Origin of the sequence: Shewanella waksmanii (assembly GCF_043643685.1) — a bacterium.
Taxonomy (GTDB): domain Bacteria; phylum Pseudomonadota; class Gammaproteobacteria; order Enterobacterales; family Shewanellaceae; genus Shewanella; species Shewanella waksmanii_A.
Genome location: NZ_JBHZSN010000006.1, coordinates 87,870 through 103,653 on the forward strand (window position 1 = coordinate 87,870; position 15,784 = coordinate 103,653).

The 15,784-nt window shown below is 43.5% G+C and carries 13 protein-coding genes; 10 read left to right on the forward strand and 3 right to left on the reverse strand.

All coding sequences use genetic code 11. From position 1 onward, the window contains the following. The first annotated feature begins 81 nt into the window (after positions 1 to 81). On the forward strand, positions 82 to 3,072 hold the full coding sequence (locus ACHUFW_RS11010) for a TonB-dependent receptor domain-containing protein (protein WP_394203030.1): 2,991 nt from the start codon (positions 82 to 84) through the stop codon (positions 3,070 to 3,072). Positions 3,073 to 3,222: 150 nt separating this feature from the next. On the opposite strand, the gene ACHUFW_RS11015 is transcribed toward ACHUFW_RS11010, so the two are convergent. Then, on the reverse strand, positions 3,223 to 5,367 hold the full coding sequence (locus ACHUFW_RS11015; protein WP_394203031.1) for a M3 family metallopeptidase: 2,145 nt from the start codon (positions 5,365 to 5,367) through the stop codon (positions 3,223 to 3,225). 462 nt (positions 5,368 to 5,829) lie between these two features. Between ACHUFW_RS11015 and ACHUFW_RS11020 the strand changes: the two genes are divergently transcribed. Beyond that, entirely contained in the window at positions 5,830 to 6,270 is a 441-nt protein-coding gene (locus tag ACHUFW_RS11020; protein WP_394203033.1) for a dCMP deaminase family protein, read from the forward strand. 75 nt (positions 6,271 to 6,345) lie between these two features. Here ACHUFW_RS11020 and ACHUFW_RS11025 read toward each other — a convergent pair whose 3' ends face one another. After that, positions 6,346 to 7,113, reverse strand: coding sequence for a hypothetical protein (locus ACHUFW_RS11025; protein ID WP_394203035.1), 768 nt, complete (start codon positions 7,111 to 7,113; stop codon positions 6,346 to 6,348). A gap of 675 nt (positions 7,114 to 7,788) precedes the next feature. On the opposite strand from ACHUFW_RS11025, the gene ACHUFW_RS11030 reads away from it, so the two are divergent. From ACHUFW_RS11030 to ACHUFW_RS11045, 4 genes are read left to right on the forward strand one after another with little or no spacing between them, the layout of a single operon-like run. After that, entirely contained in the window at positions 7,789 to 8,748 is a 960-nt protein-coding gene (locus ACHUFW_RS11030; protein WP_394203036.1) for a helix-turn-helix transcriptional regulator, read from the forward strand. Beyond that, entirely contained in the window at positions 8,745 to 9,965 is a 1,221-nt protein-coding gene (locus tag ACHUFW_RS11035) for an EAL domain-containing response regulator (protein ID WP_394203038.1), read from the forward strand. The genes ACHUFW_RS11030 and ACHUFW_RS11035 overlap by 4 nt, the downstream gene beginning before the upstream one ends. Further along, positions 9,952 to 10,251 (forward strand): hypothetical protein, encoded by a 300-nt coding sequence (locus ACHUFW_RS11040; RefSeq protein WP_394203039.1) that lies wholly within the window; start codon positions 9,952 to 9,954, stop codon positions 10,249 to 10,251. Before ACHUFW_RS11035 ends, ACHUFW_RS11040 begins: the two co-directional genes overlap by 14 nt. After that, on the forward strand, positions 10,241 to 12,247 hold the full coding sequence (locus ACHUFW_RS11045) for a hybrid sensor histidine kinase/response regulator (protein ID WP_394203041.1): 2,007 nt from the start codon (positions 10,241 to 10,243) through the stop codon (positions 12,245 to 12,247). Before ACHUFW_RS11040 ends, ACHUFW_RS11045 begins: the two co-directional genes overlap by 11 nt. 178 nt (positions 12,248 to 12,425) lie before the next feature. Here the strand turns inward: ACHUFW_RS11045 and ACHUFW_RS11050 are convergent, their stop codons facing one another. Continuing rightward, positions 12,426 to 12,809 (reverse strand): hypothetical protein, encoded by a 384-nt coding sequence (locus ACHUFW_RS11050; RefSeq protein WP_394203043.1) that lies wholly within the window; start codon positions 12,807 to 12,809, stop codon positions 12,426 to 12,428. Between the two features lie 1,271 nt (positions 12,810 to 14,080). Here ACHUFW_RS11050 and ACHUFW_RS11055 point away from each other — a divergent pair. From ACHUFW_RS11055 to mnhG, 4 genes are all read left to right on the forward strand, one after another. Continuing rightward, positions 14,081 to 14,530 (forward strand): hypothetical protein, encoded by a 450-nt coding sequence (locus tag ACHUFW_RS11055; RefSeq protein WP_394203045.1) that lies wholly within the window; start codon positions 14,081 to 14,083, stop codon positions 14,528 to 14,530. Positions 14,531 to 14,637: 107 nt separating this feature from the next. Beyond that, positions 14,638 to 15,138, forward strand: a complete 501-nt coding sequence (locus tag ACHUFW_RS11060) for a Na+/H+ antiporter subunit E (RefSeq protein WP_394203047.1) — start codon at positions 14,638 to 14,640, stop codon at positions 15,136 to 15,138. Continuing rightward, positions 15,138 to 15,434 (forward strand): MrpF/PhaF family protein, encoded by a 297-nt coding sequence (locus ACHUFW_RS11065; protein WP_130601257.1) that lies wholly within the window; start codon positions 15,138 to 15,140, stop codon positions 15,432 to 15,434. Before ACHUFW_RS11060 ends, ACHUFW_RS11065 begins: the two co-directional genes overlap by 1 nt. Beyond that, positions 15,431 to 15,772 carry a monovalent cation/H(+) antiporter subunit G gene (gene mnhG, locus ACHUFW_RS11070; RefSeq protein ID WP_394203048.1) on the forward strand — a complete coding sequence of 114 codons (342 nt, stop codon included), beginning with the start codon at positions 15,431 to 15,433 and terminating at the stop codon, positions 15,770 to 15,772. The genes ACHUFW_RS11065 and mnhG overlap by 4 nt, the downstream gene beginning before the upstream one ends. The last annotated feature ends 12 nt before the right edge of the window (positions 15,773 to 15,784 follow it).

Consider the following 15,784-nt stretch of genomic DNA (forward strand, 5'->3'; position numbering starts at 1 on the left):
TACTGAGATTATTGTCTTTAGGCAGATTCTCTACCCAAAGAAATGGATAACAAAAAATATAAATACAAAGGAAGAAAAGTTATGCAGTCTTCACTATCTAAGCTGAGTTTGGCGCTCGCAACCGCCAGCTTTGCCTTTCCGTCCACACTCATTGCTGCCCAGTCATCAAACGATGCCGAAGCCAAAGTTGAACGAATCGCGGTTACCGGCTCCAGGATTAAACACGACAGCGCTCAAATGGCGACTCCCACCACAATTATTGGCGCTGAAGAAATTGCTCAGTTCGGGGTAAAAAATATTGCTGAGCTAATGAATAAATTACCTGCACTTATGGACGGTATCGGCGGTGGCAACACTAACTTCCAAAATGGTGGAAATACCGACAATGCCGGATTAGATTTAGCCAACCTTCGTGGTCTAGGCGTTAATAGAACGCTGGTTTTGGTCGATGGTCGCCGCCATGTTGCTGGTGCGGCTGATACCGCTGCGGTCAATATGGGTATGATCCCGGTAGCCCTGATAGAAAGAATGGAAATCATCACTGGCGGTGCATCCGCAATCTACGGTGCCGATGCGGTCACCGGTGTCGTCAACTTCATCATGAAAAAGGATTTTGACGGTTTTGAACTGGATGCTTCCTACGGTCAAACTGCTGAAGGCGACGGCGATAAAACAGATTTATCCCTAAGTTGGGGAACCAACTTTAATGAAAATCGCGGTAACATTAGTGTCAGTGCATCTTATTCTGACCAAGAAGAGATCGCCATGACCGCCCGTGATTATGCCAATAAGAACCCCGCTTTTGCCACGTTTGAAGGCCAAGGCATATTACGCGAAGACGAGCGCTATCAAGCCCTCAGTGAAGAAGGGTTATTTTATGTTCCAAACCAAGATTACTTATTTGATGGCAACCATGCGGCACCTTGGGGAGGCAACTTTCCTGCCATCCCCATCACCCAAGTAAGCGGTGCGTTTTATCCCATCTTTGCTGATGATCCTATCCAGCCATTCGGCCCGAATGGTTATGACACCTATACCGTTGACCGTGATAGCGGTGAAACACGCGCCTTTATCGCCGGTAAAAACTGTACCACAGTACCTTGTGATGGCGGTGACGGCTTTAGAACGTCGGAGTCGAGTACCCTGCTAACACCAAACGAGCGCCTAATGGTCAACCTCGCGGGCCGCTATGATATTAACGATCAACACCGCATCTTTGCTGAAGCCAAATACGGCAAGGTAGAATCAGCCGCTTCAGGACAAGCTAGTGTCTTTCATGACGACAACTTTGGCCCACTCATCCCCATTTCAATCGATAACCCATTTGCCCCACAAGTGGTAGTTGATGCATTGAGTGCCGCAGGGCACACCGAAGCCGCCTTAGCAGTCGTCGGCATGGGCGTTCGCTCAACAACATCAAGGGAAACCACCCAGTTTATGTTTGGTGGTGAAGGTGAGCTAGGCGATTACGGCTATAGCTTTTACTTACAATATGGCCAAACTAATGGCGACATTTACAACCAAGACCTGTTGCTATCTAAATACTATCAAGCACTCGATGCAGTTGATGACGGCAATGGTAACGCAGTGTGCCGCGATAGCAGTGACGGCTGTGTAGCATTTAACCCAATCAATAATTTAGCCTCACAGGAAGCCCTGGATTTTGTTGCGGTTAATCTGCATACCGAAGAAAAAATTGACCAGTTTGTGGCTAACTTCGTCTTAGATGGTCAGCTAATGGAACTCGACGCTGGCCCTGTCGATTTTGCAGTGGGAATCGAGTACCGTGATGAATCAGTAAAAAGTACCCCAGATGAACTCACTCAAACCACACAAACCTTACCCGATGGCACTGTCGTCGGTACCGGCCAAGTGGGGTCAACTTCTGGCGTGAACGTAGAAAGTTACTCCTATTTGGGCGTCACTGATGGCGGCTTTAATGTTGCGGAAATCTTTGCTGAAACTCTGATCCCACTTATCGACAATGTCACAGGTATTGATAGTTTAGAGCTAGATCTTGCAGCTCGATACAGCGACAACAGCATTACCGGCGGTGCTACCACTTGGAAAACAGGGCTAAACTGGGGCATTGTTGAAGAGGTGCGCCTACGTACGACCTACTCACACGCCGTGCGAGCACCAAACATCAGCGAGCTGTTCTCGCCCGAAGAAGTCGGTGGCGGTAATATGGTCGACCCTTGTCACGCTGATAATCAAAGCAAAGGCCCCAATCCAGCTAACCGGATGGCAAACTGCGCCGCCTTGGGCATGGGCAGTGATTTCCAATCCAGTGCCGAGTTCGGTACCCGTGGTATTAAAACCAGCGGTAACAAAGATCTGAAACCTGAAACGGCTGATACCCTAACCGTGGGTGTGGTGTTCAACCCTACCCCAAATCTTAGTTTTGCTATCGACTATTGGGACATCAGTATTGATGATGCTATCACTACCTACTCAGCCACAGATATTTTAGGCAACTGTGTGGATGGCAGCGCCCTTGATGACAAGTATTGTCGTTTAGTGACTCGCGATGCAAACAATCAGATCATTAATGTTGCAACCCAATCTATCAACGTCGCCAACTTTTCTGCATCTGGAACAGATATCGACGCCAACTACCGTTTACCACTGGCAGAGTTTGGTGAGCTTAACTTTAACCTAAAAGGTACCTACCTCAATAAACGCCAGTTCCAAACCAATGTCGAATTTCCTGAAGATGTCGATGAACAAGCTGGCGAAGTCGGTACCCCACACATTCGCGGCTTATTCACAACTGTCTATCGCATTGAAGACTTCACTGCGAGTTGGACGATGAACTATATTGGCGAAAGTGATTTTGACAATGACCCTGCAGAAGGCGAGTATCCGGAATGGTTCGACAATAAAGTCAGTGCCTATACTTATCACAGTCTTAACCTCAACTATCGCGCCAATGATAATATCAGTGTGTATGCTGGCGTAGACAACTTAACCAATGAAACACCACCAGCACTACCGGGGTTAAATACCGGCAGCCTACTCTATGATGGTGTCGGCAGAAAATATTATGCGGGAGTAAAAATCAGGCTATAACGCCAACATAACTAAAGCTTCCTTCTCAAATAAAAAGCGAACCTTTATGGTTCGCTTTTTTTATCAACCCCCACTTTTTAATCGCAGAGGTTTACGGCATGGATACATAATCGCTAAGCCATTCAGTCGATGCCTAGCGACTTAATATCTTTAGTTGATGCCACGGCGTTTAAGCAACGCATCAGTGGTTGGTGCGCCACCTTTAAAGTTGCTGTATGCCTCCATACCATCAACGCTGTTACCCACCTCTAATATGGTACGACGGAACTTTTCACCATTGGCACGGTTCAGTCCGCCATTTTGCTGCACATACTCAAATGCATCAGCCGCCATGATTTCACTCCACATATAGGCGTAGTAGCTAGCCGAGTAGCCGCCCGCAAATGTATGTGAGAAGAAAGTTGAGCGATAACGTGGTGGTACTAATGCGATGTCCACTCCGGTATTTTTAAGCGCTTGAGCTTCAAACGCTTCAACGTCTTGCAGCGGTGCATCGTGGCTTAAGCTATGCCATTGCTGATCCAATAACGATGCAGCCATATACTCTAAGGTATCAAAACCTTGGTTGAACTGAGCTGCTGCAATCGCTTTATCTAATAAAGCCTGCGGGATCGGCTCACCGGTTTCGTGATGCTTAGCATAATTGCTGAGTACCTGTGGATCGATTGACCAGTCTTCTTGGAACGTAGACGGGAACTCAACCATATCTCTTGATACAGCAGTACCTGCAAGTGATGGATATTTAACATCCGATAGTGCCCCATGTAAGCCATGGCCCATTTCATGGAACATAGTACTGACATTATCAAAGCTCACCAATTGTGGCTGGCCTTCAGCTGCTTTTGGAATATTCATTACGTTAACGACCACAGGCTTTTGCTCAAGCAAGTGACTTTGACCAACAAATGAACTCATCCATGCACCACCGCGCTTACCTTCACGGGCAAAGTAATCGGCAAAGAATATTGCTAGCGAGGTGCCATCTTCATCGAAGATCTCGTAAGCTTTTACATCTGGATGATAAACTGGTAGATCAGGACGTGGCTTAAACGTAATGCCAAACAACTGGTTCATGGTGTAGAACACACCTTTATCTAACACGTTATCAAACTGGAAGTACTGCTGAAGCTGGACAGAGTCAATCGCGTATTTATCTTGGCGAACTTTCTCTGCATAGTATGCCCAATCCCATGGCTGAACTTCAAAGTCAGCACCTGAACGACGGATCATCGCTTTAATCGCTTCCGCTTCTTTCTCAGTATTGGCGACGACTTTTGGCACCATTGCTGAGAACATATCAATCACAGCATCTGGCGTCTGAGCTAAGGTATTTTGTAAACGATACTCAGCCCAGTTTTTAAACCCGAGCACATGAGCTTTTTCAGCACGCTTTTTGGCCAGCTTGGCGACAATTTGACGAGTATCGTTGTCACCTTGGTTGGCGCGATTAAACGAGGCTTTAAACACCTTTTCACGGCTATCGCGATTGTCTAAAGAAGCCAGCACTGGCTGACGAGTGGTATTGGTCAGTTTCAGGGCATATTGCCCCTCTTTGCCCTGCTTTGCTGCCAACGCAGCCGCATTGGCTAGCGCCCCCTCAGAAAGCCCTGCAAGCGCTTGCTTATTATCGAAATACACAAACTGCTCAGACAAAATCGCCAACTGCTTTTGGCCAAACTCGTTCTGCAGGCTAGCTAAGTCTTTATTCAGCTCGCGAACTTTAGCTTTGCCTGCATCATCCAATGCAGCGCCTGCGCTAATAAAACGCTCATAAGTGATTTGCAACAGACGTGCAGACTCACCGTCTAGATTAAGAGATGCCTGTTGGTTAACAAGGTTTTTTACCTTGGCAAATAATTGCGGATTGAGATAGATATCGTCCCGATGACTGGACAACATTGGCGCTAACTCAGTTTGTAGCGCTCGCATTTGCTCATTGGAATCTGTACCAGCAAGGTTATAAAACACGCCAGAAGCACGCTTTAATAATGCGCCACTTTTTTCCATCGCGACAATAGTATTGTCAAAGCTTGGCACTGCACGGTTATTGGCAATAGCGGTAATTTGTTGTTTTTGTTCCGCAATGCCCGCCATGATTGCGGGACGGAAGTGGGCAAATTCAATTTTGGTAAAATCAGGAGTTTGATATTGCAGCGTGCTCGCCGTCATCAATGGATTTGCCGTAACAGCTTGTGTTTGTACCGCTGAATTATCATTTTGCGTGCTTGTCATCGCACCGCCAGCACAACCTGATAGGGCGACACAAATCCCTATAGCCAACGTCGTTCTTAACATACTTGTTCCTATTTATTATTATGAATGTAACCCTTTACATCTACCCTAAACGATTAAACAATCACAGTAGACCAAGGCATAAAAGTGATATATATCACAATTGCCTCGACAAACAATTGAATGTTACAACATATCTTGTTTCAAAGTGTTTCAAAGTGTTTCAATAGTTTGTGCGTAAAACCCGCGGCAGCATATTTGAGCACATAATAACGGCCGCTTTATGCTCAATGAGTTGCTTGTCCAGCTAACTAAAGTAATGCATAAGGATCTTCAATCTAATTCAACAATCGCAGCACTCTCCTTAACAGCTTGATTGCAACGACACTGACACACTGATGAGTCTACTGTCGATAAAATCTGTTTTTAACAAATAAAGCTTTACTGCTAAGTGGAAAACCACTCAAAATAGCGCTTAGATAAGCGAATTTTATTGAAAAGCATAAATTTAGGAGTTTCATACGAATGATGACTAAATGGGCGATACGTTTTTTACAGATGGCCGAGCTCGTTGCATCTTGGAGCAAGGATCCCTCCACTCAAGTCGGCGCGGTGATCACCGAAGATAACCGTATTGTCTCACTTGGCTTTAATGGTTATCCCCACGGCATTTCAGATAGCGCTGAAACCGATAACCGCGAAATGAAATTACTTAAAACCCTACATGCAGAAGAGAACGCCATTTTATATGCCAAGCGCGATCTCAGCGGTTGTGAAATCTGGGTGACACACTTCCCTTGCCCAAATTGTGCCGCCAAAATTATTCAAACAGGCTTAAGTACGGTTCACAGTCCACAGCCCAGTGATGATTTCTTGTCGCGTTGGGGAGATAAGATAAAAATTAGCCAAGACATGTTTGATCAAGCTGGTGTCACCGTTGATTGGTTGCAAGTCGACAAACGCTAAATAAGTGAGCGGCAATGACCGCCCCTATCGATAAGTGCTCGCTATATTGGCGAGCGCAAATCAAATAGAGCACGCTTAATTATCGTCACCGTCATGACCCATTTCAGCTGAGAACTCACTGTGCATGGTATCGAGCATGGTGTTACTTTCCTGCCAACTTTCAGTCGACTCTAACCCGCCACCATCGGCCACATCATTGCCGTCGTAATAATCATCGCCATTGAGCTTAGTGTTACTATCATTGCAAACACGATTAGGCATAACAACATTAGAAGCCGCGGCGGCCGCAGCTAAAGCAGGTGTTTTCACCGAGTCAGAGCCTGAATAACAATGAGTGCCCCTTGATTGGCGATTTAATGCCGCTTCTGCAGTAGCATGAGTCGGGTTTTCGTCGAGTAAGTAGTGAACTAAAGTGAGGTAATCACGCTGTTTAAGCGTATTTAGAATATCCACGCAGCCATTTAAGAAGTGCTTTAAAGCAAAATGTAATTGATCAACCACCAATCCTGCTACGATCGGCAATGCATAAATCAACTCGACGCCGATTTCATGCTTTTTAGTATGAAAAGCACTATGGCAAACAAAACTATTATTGAAGTGCTTATTAAGCGTTGCTAACTCAGACTGCAGCTCTATCAGTGCAATATCACTGCGTTGACGAAACACCACATCCCCAAAGTGTACCAGTAACACTTGCTGCTCTAGCACACAACTGAAACGATAACGCTCAAATGAGAAATCAAGCTTAACGGCACTTTCTACCCTTGGCGTAATTCCCCATTGATGCAATAAGGCGGCAATGGAGTACGACGAGAGCTGCTTAGTCGGGATAATATCGGTCATAGGGAATACACGTGAGCAACGACAAACCCAAGACCATAAAGCAATCGGCATCTGACACAAGGCTAAATATTAGCGAGTCTTGATATTGTCGACCTAGATCACCAATCCAGCTCTCAAAGCAACATTGCAACAACCCGAATTTAAGAGGCATATACACAATAAAAACAGCCTAGTTACATGACCATCAAATACAACCTTATTTGGCTTTGAAGAGTGCTACAATCCCGAGCTAATAACACTGCTACTACAAGCAGTTAACTTAAGTAGCTGTCGGCTACGCCCACTGGCAGCGCGTTTTCAAAAATTGCTCACAAATAAAATGCAATAATTATTAATATTCAATTACTTAAATAATAATAACCACACATATCCCCCAAAATTAAATGATACGGTTATCACACATACAATCTAGGCATTCTCACTACAACAACATTGCAAACTTGCCATGTTGTTAAAAATTCTAATGTCATACACTGGCTCACTAGCACAATCTATCGACTGTTCTACTGGTGAGTTACATGACAAATGAAAAGGTGACTGGACTTTATTTCAATGAAATAAACCGTAGCGTGTGGATCATGTATACCGAGCTATACCCCGAACGCATCGATGAAATTGATCAACCACAATTTATGGGATTATTGACAGACTTAAGCAAAACCAATGGAACACGTTATGACCTTTACCAACTACTCCTACTCAAAAGGCAAACAAAATCATGTCTTTTCGACATTCCTAAAAACCATACGCCAGAATAACGAACTATCACAAGAACAGCTTTGCTTGCACCTGCGGCAACATAGCAGCCTGTTTTACAACCTAGACTCAATTACCGTCAGCCGTTGGGAACGAGGCGTCAACATCCCCTCGCTCGCTAAACAAGCTGAAATTGTTGAACTCTACGACAAAGAACTCACTAATATCTACGGCAATGATCAACAGTTCTTAGAGGAATGTGGTCAACTGGTCGCCAGCAAAGATTCGCACAAACAAAAGTCCAATCACCCCTATTACAAAAATGATGATTATACCATAGAGACAATCGATGTTGACGATGACTGCTTTTATTTAACCTTAAAAATGATCTTAAGGTATGAAGGCAACCCTAGCCTAGATTTAACCTTACCCATTGAGGATTTCGTCGGCCTAAGTGATGCAAAAATCTCTATCGCCAGCGCTTATAACGGCCAAATTATCGGTCATAGCTTGTACATAGAAACCACAGCGCAGCAGGTATTAGAGCTATTAAATATTAATCGCAACCTAGATCAAATCATCAACAATAATGCTGCTAATCATGACACCATGCTAGTGCTTTCTTCTGCCGGTGCCACTAAACAGGTTGAGAACAGTGTGATGTCTACCTACATCAATAAATTCTCTCAAAAAATCGACTTACGCTATTTGTGCTTTAGTGTCTGCGATGAAAACTTCATCAAAAAGCTTAACACCGCCAAACTTGAACCTTTCAAAGTGCGCAGCATGAACAGAAATGGCAAGTCTGTCGACATTCATTCATTTCTACTAAGCCGCTCTGAACTTATGGCAAACCGCTTCCTACTACAGCTCGCTGTCATTACACCCAAGCAACTAATGAACTTCTTAGCCTCAGATGAGAAAGGGGATAACTCATGAATATATTAATTGTTGACGATCAAGCCTTTATACGAGAAGTTATTAAACAAGAGTTTTGCAAAATTGATCCAGAAAAACAGTTTCACTTTCAAGAGGCCAACTGTGGCAACACCGCCATTAATATCTTGAATAACCGACCCATTGATCCTGCTGCACAAATCGATCTGGTGATTGCCGATTTAAAAATGGAAAATGGCGACGGATTGGCCATCATCAACCACATGGCCACCACAGGAAGCCGAGAGATCCCCTTAGCTATTGTCAGCTCTTCAGATAAACGCACATTGGAGCTGGTTAGCAATATCACCAATAGTTTTAGTTTAAATCTGGTTGGTGTATTCCAAAAGCCGCTAAATATCGACAATATCTACAAGGCTATCACCGCTAAAAAAGCCATCGTTCCCGAACAAACCTCTCAACCACATCCAACTCCTGCGTGCCATGCAGGTAATATCGCTTCACTCATCAATGAAGATAATCTGTTTCTTTGTTACCAGCCGAAAATAGAAATATCTACTGGTAAGATTGTCGGTTTTGAAGTGTTATCGCGGCTATGCATTCAAGGTGACGGCTTTATCTATCCTGATAAGTTTATCCCTATCGTCGAGGAGAATGGCCTTAATTGCCAACTGGCTAAATTGGTCTTAAGCCAAGCGTTATCCCAGTGGCACTTGTTTGAAGCATTAAAAGGCTATCGGTTATCGATCAATATCAGTGCGGCAGATTTACTTTCAGACGACTTTATTGATTATGTCATCAACGAACATCTTACCAACTCTGACGTTGATTTGATGCTCGAGCTCACCGAATCGCAGCAAACAATCAACGAAGATAGAGCGTTGCAAGCCATTGCCAAACTTATTATCAACGATATCCCCATCTCACTAGATGACTTTGGCAAGAGCTACTCCACCTTAGATAGATTAGACTCGATTCCCTTTGATGAAATCAAAATTGATAAAGACTTCGTCTCTGATCTCGACTTTAACCCTCAACACCAAGCCATTGTCGAGTCCATTATCGCGCTTGCGAAAAAGCTCAATGTAAAAGTGGTCGCTGAAGGGGTGGAAACCTTAGCCATTCAAAACCGTTTACAAACCATGGGCTGTCATTGTGCTCAAGGTTATTTTATTAGCCCTCCCATTGAAGGGCGCTATCTTATGGCCTGGATACACGAATATAACCACAAGCGAGAACAACAATATGCCTATAGTTGAGCCCGGTCTGCAGCAAAAACTAGTCACCTTCTTTGCTCAGTTTGACACCCCGACACAACAGCATCTGTCACAGGTTTTAGCCTCTGAGCTTAATCAACTGCAAAATGACGTGGAGAACTTAACCGCCAATGGCGAACAAACACTACAAAGCGTGAATCACAAATATTTTGGTGTATGCCGTTATCTTGCAATACCTGCCAAGCCAATAGTGCAGGAAAAAATGACACTGCTCGCCAATATCAATGCACTGCAAAGCTCACTACAGGAAGTTGCACGTGAAATTTAGCCCTCTTACCTACATCGCCTTTGCATTTGGGTTAATTATCACCCTGTTGATCAATGTGACGCTTTGGCAAAACTCACAAGATAAGTTTGATAAGTTCTATGAGAACAAAGCTAACTCAGTGTTTAACGCCTCTAAAGAGATGTTAATGCAGCATAGGATCATGATGGATGCATTGCGATCGTTTTTTAATGCCTCAACGGAAGTGACAAAAGCTGAGTTCACGCTATTTGCTAAAGATCTATTAAAAATAAAATCAGCAGTCGCGTTTACTTTAGATACTGAGTTGCGGCCTAAATACCTGTCGGATCCCAATTTTCAGCAAGCGGTAGAAAACGGCCAAATAGGCCGAGCGACAGATGGTAGCATTACCTACCAAGTAAAGGATTTTGCCACTATTGTCATAGAGATTGATGAGCCCAAACACCCCTACCTTGTCTACGCAGTCTCTCACCAGCGTATACAAGAGCGCATCAACGAAATGGTGGGAATTTGTGAAAAATTTACCCTAGGCTCCGACACATTAATTAACCAAGAATGCCAAAAGTTAAATTCACGGCAATTCAAATCGGTATTTGGGCACCATTCAGAAGTATTTATCGATTTACCAGAATACAACACCAGCTACAGTTTGGCCCTTGATTACATCCCCACAGAACAAGAGATCTTATCTACAGTTAAGATATTGATAATATTTAGTTTGATTGGTCTTTCCTTTTCAATTTTACTTGCAAGCATCGTGCAGCATCGAGTGGATAAAGAAAAATCAAAAATCGAAACAAACTCCAAGCTCGCGTTACTTTCTACCCTCAACCATGAAATTCGTACCCCAATCAATGCCGTTTTGGGCTATGCCAATATGCTCAAACAGCATGCTTGCTGCAGTGACGATGAAAGCCAAACATTAGATAAAATGATCTGGTCAGCCAATCTCCTCAATAATGTGGCGCAAAACACGCTGACCTATAGCAAGGCAAGTGCAGGCACGCTTTCTCTGCATTATGAACCAACCGATTTGCATGGGCTACTTACTCAAATCAATGATTACTACCACGCATTCGCTGACACCCACAAAAAGCAATTGCTGATGCGATTGCCAACACCGATGCCAGCAGAGCTGTTCCTGGACAGCACTAAGTTGTTTCAGCTATCGACTAATTTTATCAATAATGCCTTTAAATACAGCTCAGGTGACAAAGTCATATACGATGTCAAAGTACTACCTTTGCCTTCAACACAACCAGATACGCCCGGCTTCATTCGCGTTGCCATTAAAGACTTTGGCAAAGGGATGTCAAAACATTCCATGGATGCAATTAAGCGCCCCTTTACCATAGATACGCATTCTGACACTGCACTAAAATCCGGCATCGGAATTGGCCTTTATACCTGTAAATGTGTTCTAGAAAGCGTTGGCGGTAGTATTAAAATCCGCAGCCAAAAGGGACGCGGAACTTTAGTGATATTTCGCTTTCCCTATAAAATAAGCCAATCAAAAACCATCATGGCTGATCGCGATAGTGCTGGTAACAATGACGAAGCTTCGAGCCTCAGCAAACCAAACAAGGTAACAACGCCGACAATATCTGCGCAACAACCAAGTCTGGCCGCTCGCACTAACGTGCAGCAGATAGCACTGGTTGTTGATGACAACTGTTTCAACTTAGAAGTGTGTAAATCGATGCTGGAGAGCGTAGGTTATCGGGTTTATACCGCAAAAGATGAGCCGCAAGCCCTGACAGTGATGCCGCATTGCTATCAGCAAGCCATCAATAATAACAGCCAATTGATTGTGCTCATGGATTACATGTTAGATAACACGGATGGATTAACCCTAATCGCCAGGTTGAAAGAGCAAGGTTATCACCATGCCCAATACTTTATTTTGTCAGCAAACTCAGAGGATGAAATACCTGATGCAAGCAAAACCAAACAGATACACTATTTACAAAAGCCGCTCGATATTAACTCGTTGAATCAAGCGATAATGGCAAGCTAGCAAGGGATTAAACAGCACTGTTGAAGTCCAAAGACAGTCAAAGGGGTCTGCCCGCAATGTGTTTGTGGGCTAAAAGCACAACAACGATGGCGCTAACAGCGGCCAAACTTAACATTGCTTGGTTAGCATTTGCTGGTAAGTGTTTGCTGGTAAGTATTTAGTCCGTAATATATAGCGTCTAACTTAATGGTATTAAACCATGCTGCTTACCGACAATGTTAGCAACCGCCAACAATCTCGCTTTTATTGCTTTTTCAATCCCTGAGCCTGCAGCAGCAATATCGTTGATAGCTATGTAGGCAAGGGTCAATTGCGTGTCGCTTTGGTAGTGGTAAGCATAGCCTGGCTCGGTAACCCAGTTTTCATTTTGTAGTTGAGACTGTTTTTCTTGCAACGTTCTCACTAAGGTAAATTCAAAGCTAAGAATAGACGCTTCATTGGCAAACCAATCGGTTTTGAGCGCTTGGAAGTTAAGCCACATTTCAAGCTCAACAAGCAATGGCTTTAGTGAATCAGAAAAGTGGCCATCGGCCACTATTGTCATTGGAAAATCTTGTTGCATATCAACCTTATCAGCAAACGCTATAGTACGAACAAAAGATATATGAATAGAGTCCACAACATAACAGATTAATCACTAACACCCCATCATTTATCCTTTCTAGGGCTCACACTGAATGAACTGCGCGCTCATGTTGACAGACTCAGCTTGGCATATCCCGGCTTTAATGACTGTTGCTCCACTAGTGAGGCTAAAACGATGAAGACCAATTCGACGGCTCTTTTTAGCGACTTTTTTAGCTTCTCCTTTTTAGCTGCTACTTTTAACTATTCCCTAAGCAACTTCCCTTAAAGTAGAGCTGAAACAAGTCATAAAGTTAAGCTATAACAATAATATAAACTAGAGCTTTTATTCAAACTTATTTATAAGATTAGTGAAGAAACAAGTTAAAAGAATAAGTTTAGAAAACAAGTTAACACTTCAATAAGAGACATTATAGAACTGGCGTTTTAACTTATTTTTATTATCGCGATTGTAATTCCTATTACCACTCAATCATGACTAGCACCTAGCAACTTCTTATCGCGATAAACCAAGTTTTATAACTAACAACCACCAAGTAACGAGCAGCCCGATAAATAACATGCTGATAGATGGCGTGCTGACAGCTAGTTAAGCCGACTTTCTCGCCGTGAATAACAAACACCAGTACAAGCTTACAGCCTCAAACAAAACAATCGCTAGCCAACAAATATACGCCCCAACAGCCGTAATTAACTCAGCAAAATCGCTGACAATGAACTAGGGTTAATTAGCGACAAACCTTAAAATAACCTTAATTTTAAATTAAACCAAAGTGAAAAGAAGCTTAACTTAACATAAATAAAAGCTTAATTTTTTGAGCAACTCGCTCTACACCCTTGCCATAAGGGGGCTACAGCGCAAAGGCAATAAGGGTTTGACTCATCAACTCGGAAATTTCTTAGCTTTAAGAAACAAAATCCGAGTTTACACCCGCTAAGTATTTAAACTTAAATATTTTGTGTTATAAATAACTAGGTAGAGCGAAAGGAGTTGGTTTCACATTGATTTCATGTTGATTTAAGTAAGCACATTAACAAGTGGCAACATGGCTACCAATCAATACATACCAACGAGGTAGTATTGACATTACACAGCAAAAAAAGGCGCTTACGCCAAATTACTAGGTTAAATAAATTAGTTTTAATACTTTTAACCTACATAACAAACTGGCTGTAATAGCAATGAAGAATCTTAGCCCTACTGATTACTAATCAATAATAAAGTCAACATAAAACCAAGGTGTTTATATGAAGATGATACAGCGCTTAGTACTAGTAATATTAACTCTTTCTTTTCCATTTTCTGCTGCAGCAAATAATGTGCAAGACGAACAGTTATTGCTGTCATCTTGCTTGTCTCAAAAAGCTTCGCCAACCGACACGGCAAATTCACCCTGCGCCTATTATATTCAAGGCTTTCTGGCTGGTTCATTAAACTCCAGTCAACAATATGAACTGAGATCCGCTTCTAGCGGGTTTGAAGACAGAGCGTACCGAACCCGAGTGGGCAACCAAACATCGAAAAAATATGCTGCGGGCGTATGCATTCCATCGAATCAAAGTAAACAACAGCTACTTGATAATGTGGTCAATCGAACCCTAACTCAGCTGCCAGCAACAACCGACTCAATACAGCTGTTACACAAACAAATCTACCAAGCACTGGCTGCCGAATCAGCGTGTAATGAAGGTGGATAAACAATCTCAACATAAACGGCAGTGTGTACCAACTGAACTCACTGCGAATATTGCCTGACTATAAAATACGGCCAACTTAATCGAGCCAATAAAAGACGTGAAATACTATGACACAAGAAAATAACAACAGCTTTGTGCCAAGCCACAAGCTGAGTCTACTGCTAACATTAGCGCTGTTTTGGTGGATAAACTCCAACTACAGCAACCCGCTGCTGCTATCTCTTGGCGCGGCATCCATCATGCTTGTGTTGTATATTTCTCAAAAAATGGATGTGATTGACCATGAGTCTCAACCCATCCACCTTTCTACGAGTTTGCCAGGCTACACCTTGTGGCTATCTAAAGAAGTTATCTTATCTAACATCAGTGTGGTCAAACGTATTTGGCTAGGCAATAGCAGTATCGCGCCGACCTTAACCACGATTGATACTCGTCAGCGTACCGACATCAACAAAGTCATTTATGCCAACTCCATTACGTTGACCCCAGGTACCGTAGCCATCGACTTAGTTGACGATCAACTCACCGTTCATGCCTTACACAAGGCTGATATCGACACACTAAAAGCCGGCGAGATGGACCGCCGTGTAAGAGAGCTAGAAAAATAATGTTAGCTGCAGCCACCATTGCCATTCTCGTCGTGATGTTGCTAGCGATACTTCGCTGCATCGTCGGTCCAACCCTCTACGATCGCATATTGGCCTTCAATATGTTTGGTACTAAAACCGTACTGCTGATCTCTGTATTGGGCTTCTTAATGGGCCGCCCAGAGTTTCTCGACATCGCGCTCGTCTATGCACTGATTAACTTTATCAGCGTTATCGGCGTGCTACGTTTTTCAGACTCAGCTGAGTTCAAGGTCACTCCCTATGAACACGAGTCATCAAAAGGAGATGAGAAATGAGTCTCTTTCTGGAAATCAGCAGCGGCATATGCCTACTGGTAGGCTGCTTCCTATGTCTATCTGGTGGAGTCGGCATCTTACGCTTTCCCGACTTCTACACCCGCATGCACGCAGTAAGTGTTACCGATACATTAGGCGCAGGCTTAATCCTATTGGGCTTAATGCTACAAACCCCGAGCGGTATGGTGCTGATTAAACTCATCTTAATTTTGCTATTTACCCTATTTATCAACCCGTCTGCCAGCCACGCCTTAGCGAAAGCGGCGCTTCACAATGGCTTAGCGCCTAAGCAACACAAAGACGCCGATGAGGGAGGAAACACATCATCGAAACTTTAGTTGATATTGTAC

Excerpts from the sequence above, each read along its gene's own strand:
- ACHUFW_RS11010 (WP_394203030.1), top strand. The coding sequence starts at position 82 with ATGCAGTCTTCACTATCTAAGCTGAGTTTGGCGCTCGCAACCGCCAGC.
- ACHUFW_RS11015 (WP_394203031.1), bottom strand. The coding sequence starts at position 5,367 with ATGTTAAGAACGACGTTGGCTATAGGGATTTGTGTCGCCCTATCAGGT.
- ACHUFW_RS11020 (WP_394203033.1), top strand. The coding sequence starts at position 5,830 with ATGATGACTAAATGGGCGATACGTTTTTTACAGATGGCCGAGCTCGTT.
- ACHUFW_RS11025 (WP_394203035.1), bottom strand. The coding sequence starts at position 7,113 with ATGACCGATATTATCCCGACTAAGCAGCTCTCGTCGTACTCCATTGCC.
- ACHUFW_RS11030 (WP_394203036.1), top strand. The coding sequence starts at position 7,789 with ATGACCTTTACCAACTACTCCTACTCAAAAGGCAAACAAAATCATGTC.
- ACHUFW_RS11035 (WP_394203038.1), top strand. The coding sequence starts at position 8,745 with ATGAATATATTAATTGTTGACGATCAAGCCTTTATACGAGAAGTTATT.
- ACHUFW_RS11040 (WP_394203039.1), top strand. The coding sequence starts at position 9,952 with ATGCCTATAGTTGAGCCCGGTCTGCAGCAAAAACTAGTCACCTTCTTT.
- ACHUFW_RS11050 (WP_394203043.1), bottom strand. The coding sequence starts at position 12,809 with ATGCAACAAGATTTTCCAATGACAATAGTGGCCGATGGCCACTTTTCT.
- ACHUFW_RS11055 (WP_394203045.1), top strand. The coding sequence starts at position 14,081 with ATGAAGATGATACAGCGCTTAGTACTAGTAATATTAACTCTTTCTTTT.
- ACHUFW_RS11060 (WP_394203047.1), top strand. The coding sequence starts at position 14,638 with ATGACACAAGAAAATAACAACAGCTTTGTGCCAAGCCACAAGCTGAGT.
- ACHUFW_RS11065 (WP_130601257.1), top strand. The coding sequence starts at position 15,138 with ATGTTAGCTGCAGCCACCATTGCCATTCTCGTCGTGATGTTGCTAGCG.
- mnhG (WP_394203048.1), top strand. The coding sequence starts at position 15,431 with ATGAGTCTCTTTCTGGAAATCAGCAGCGGCATATGCCTACTGGTAGGC.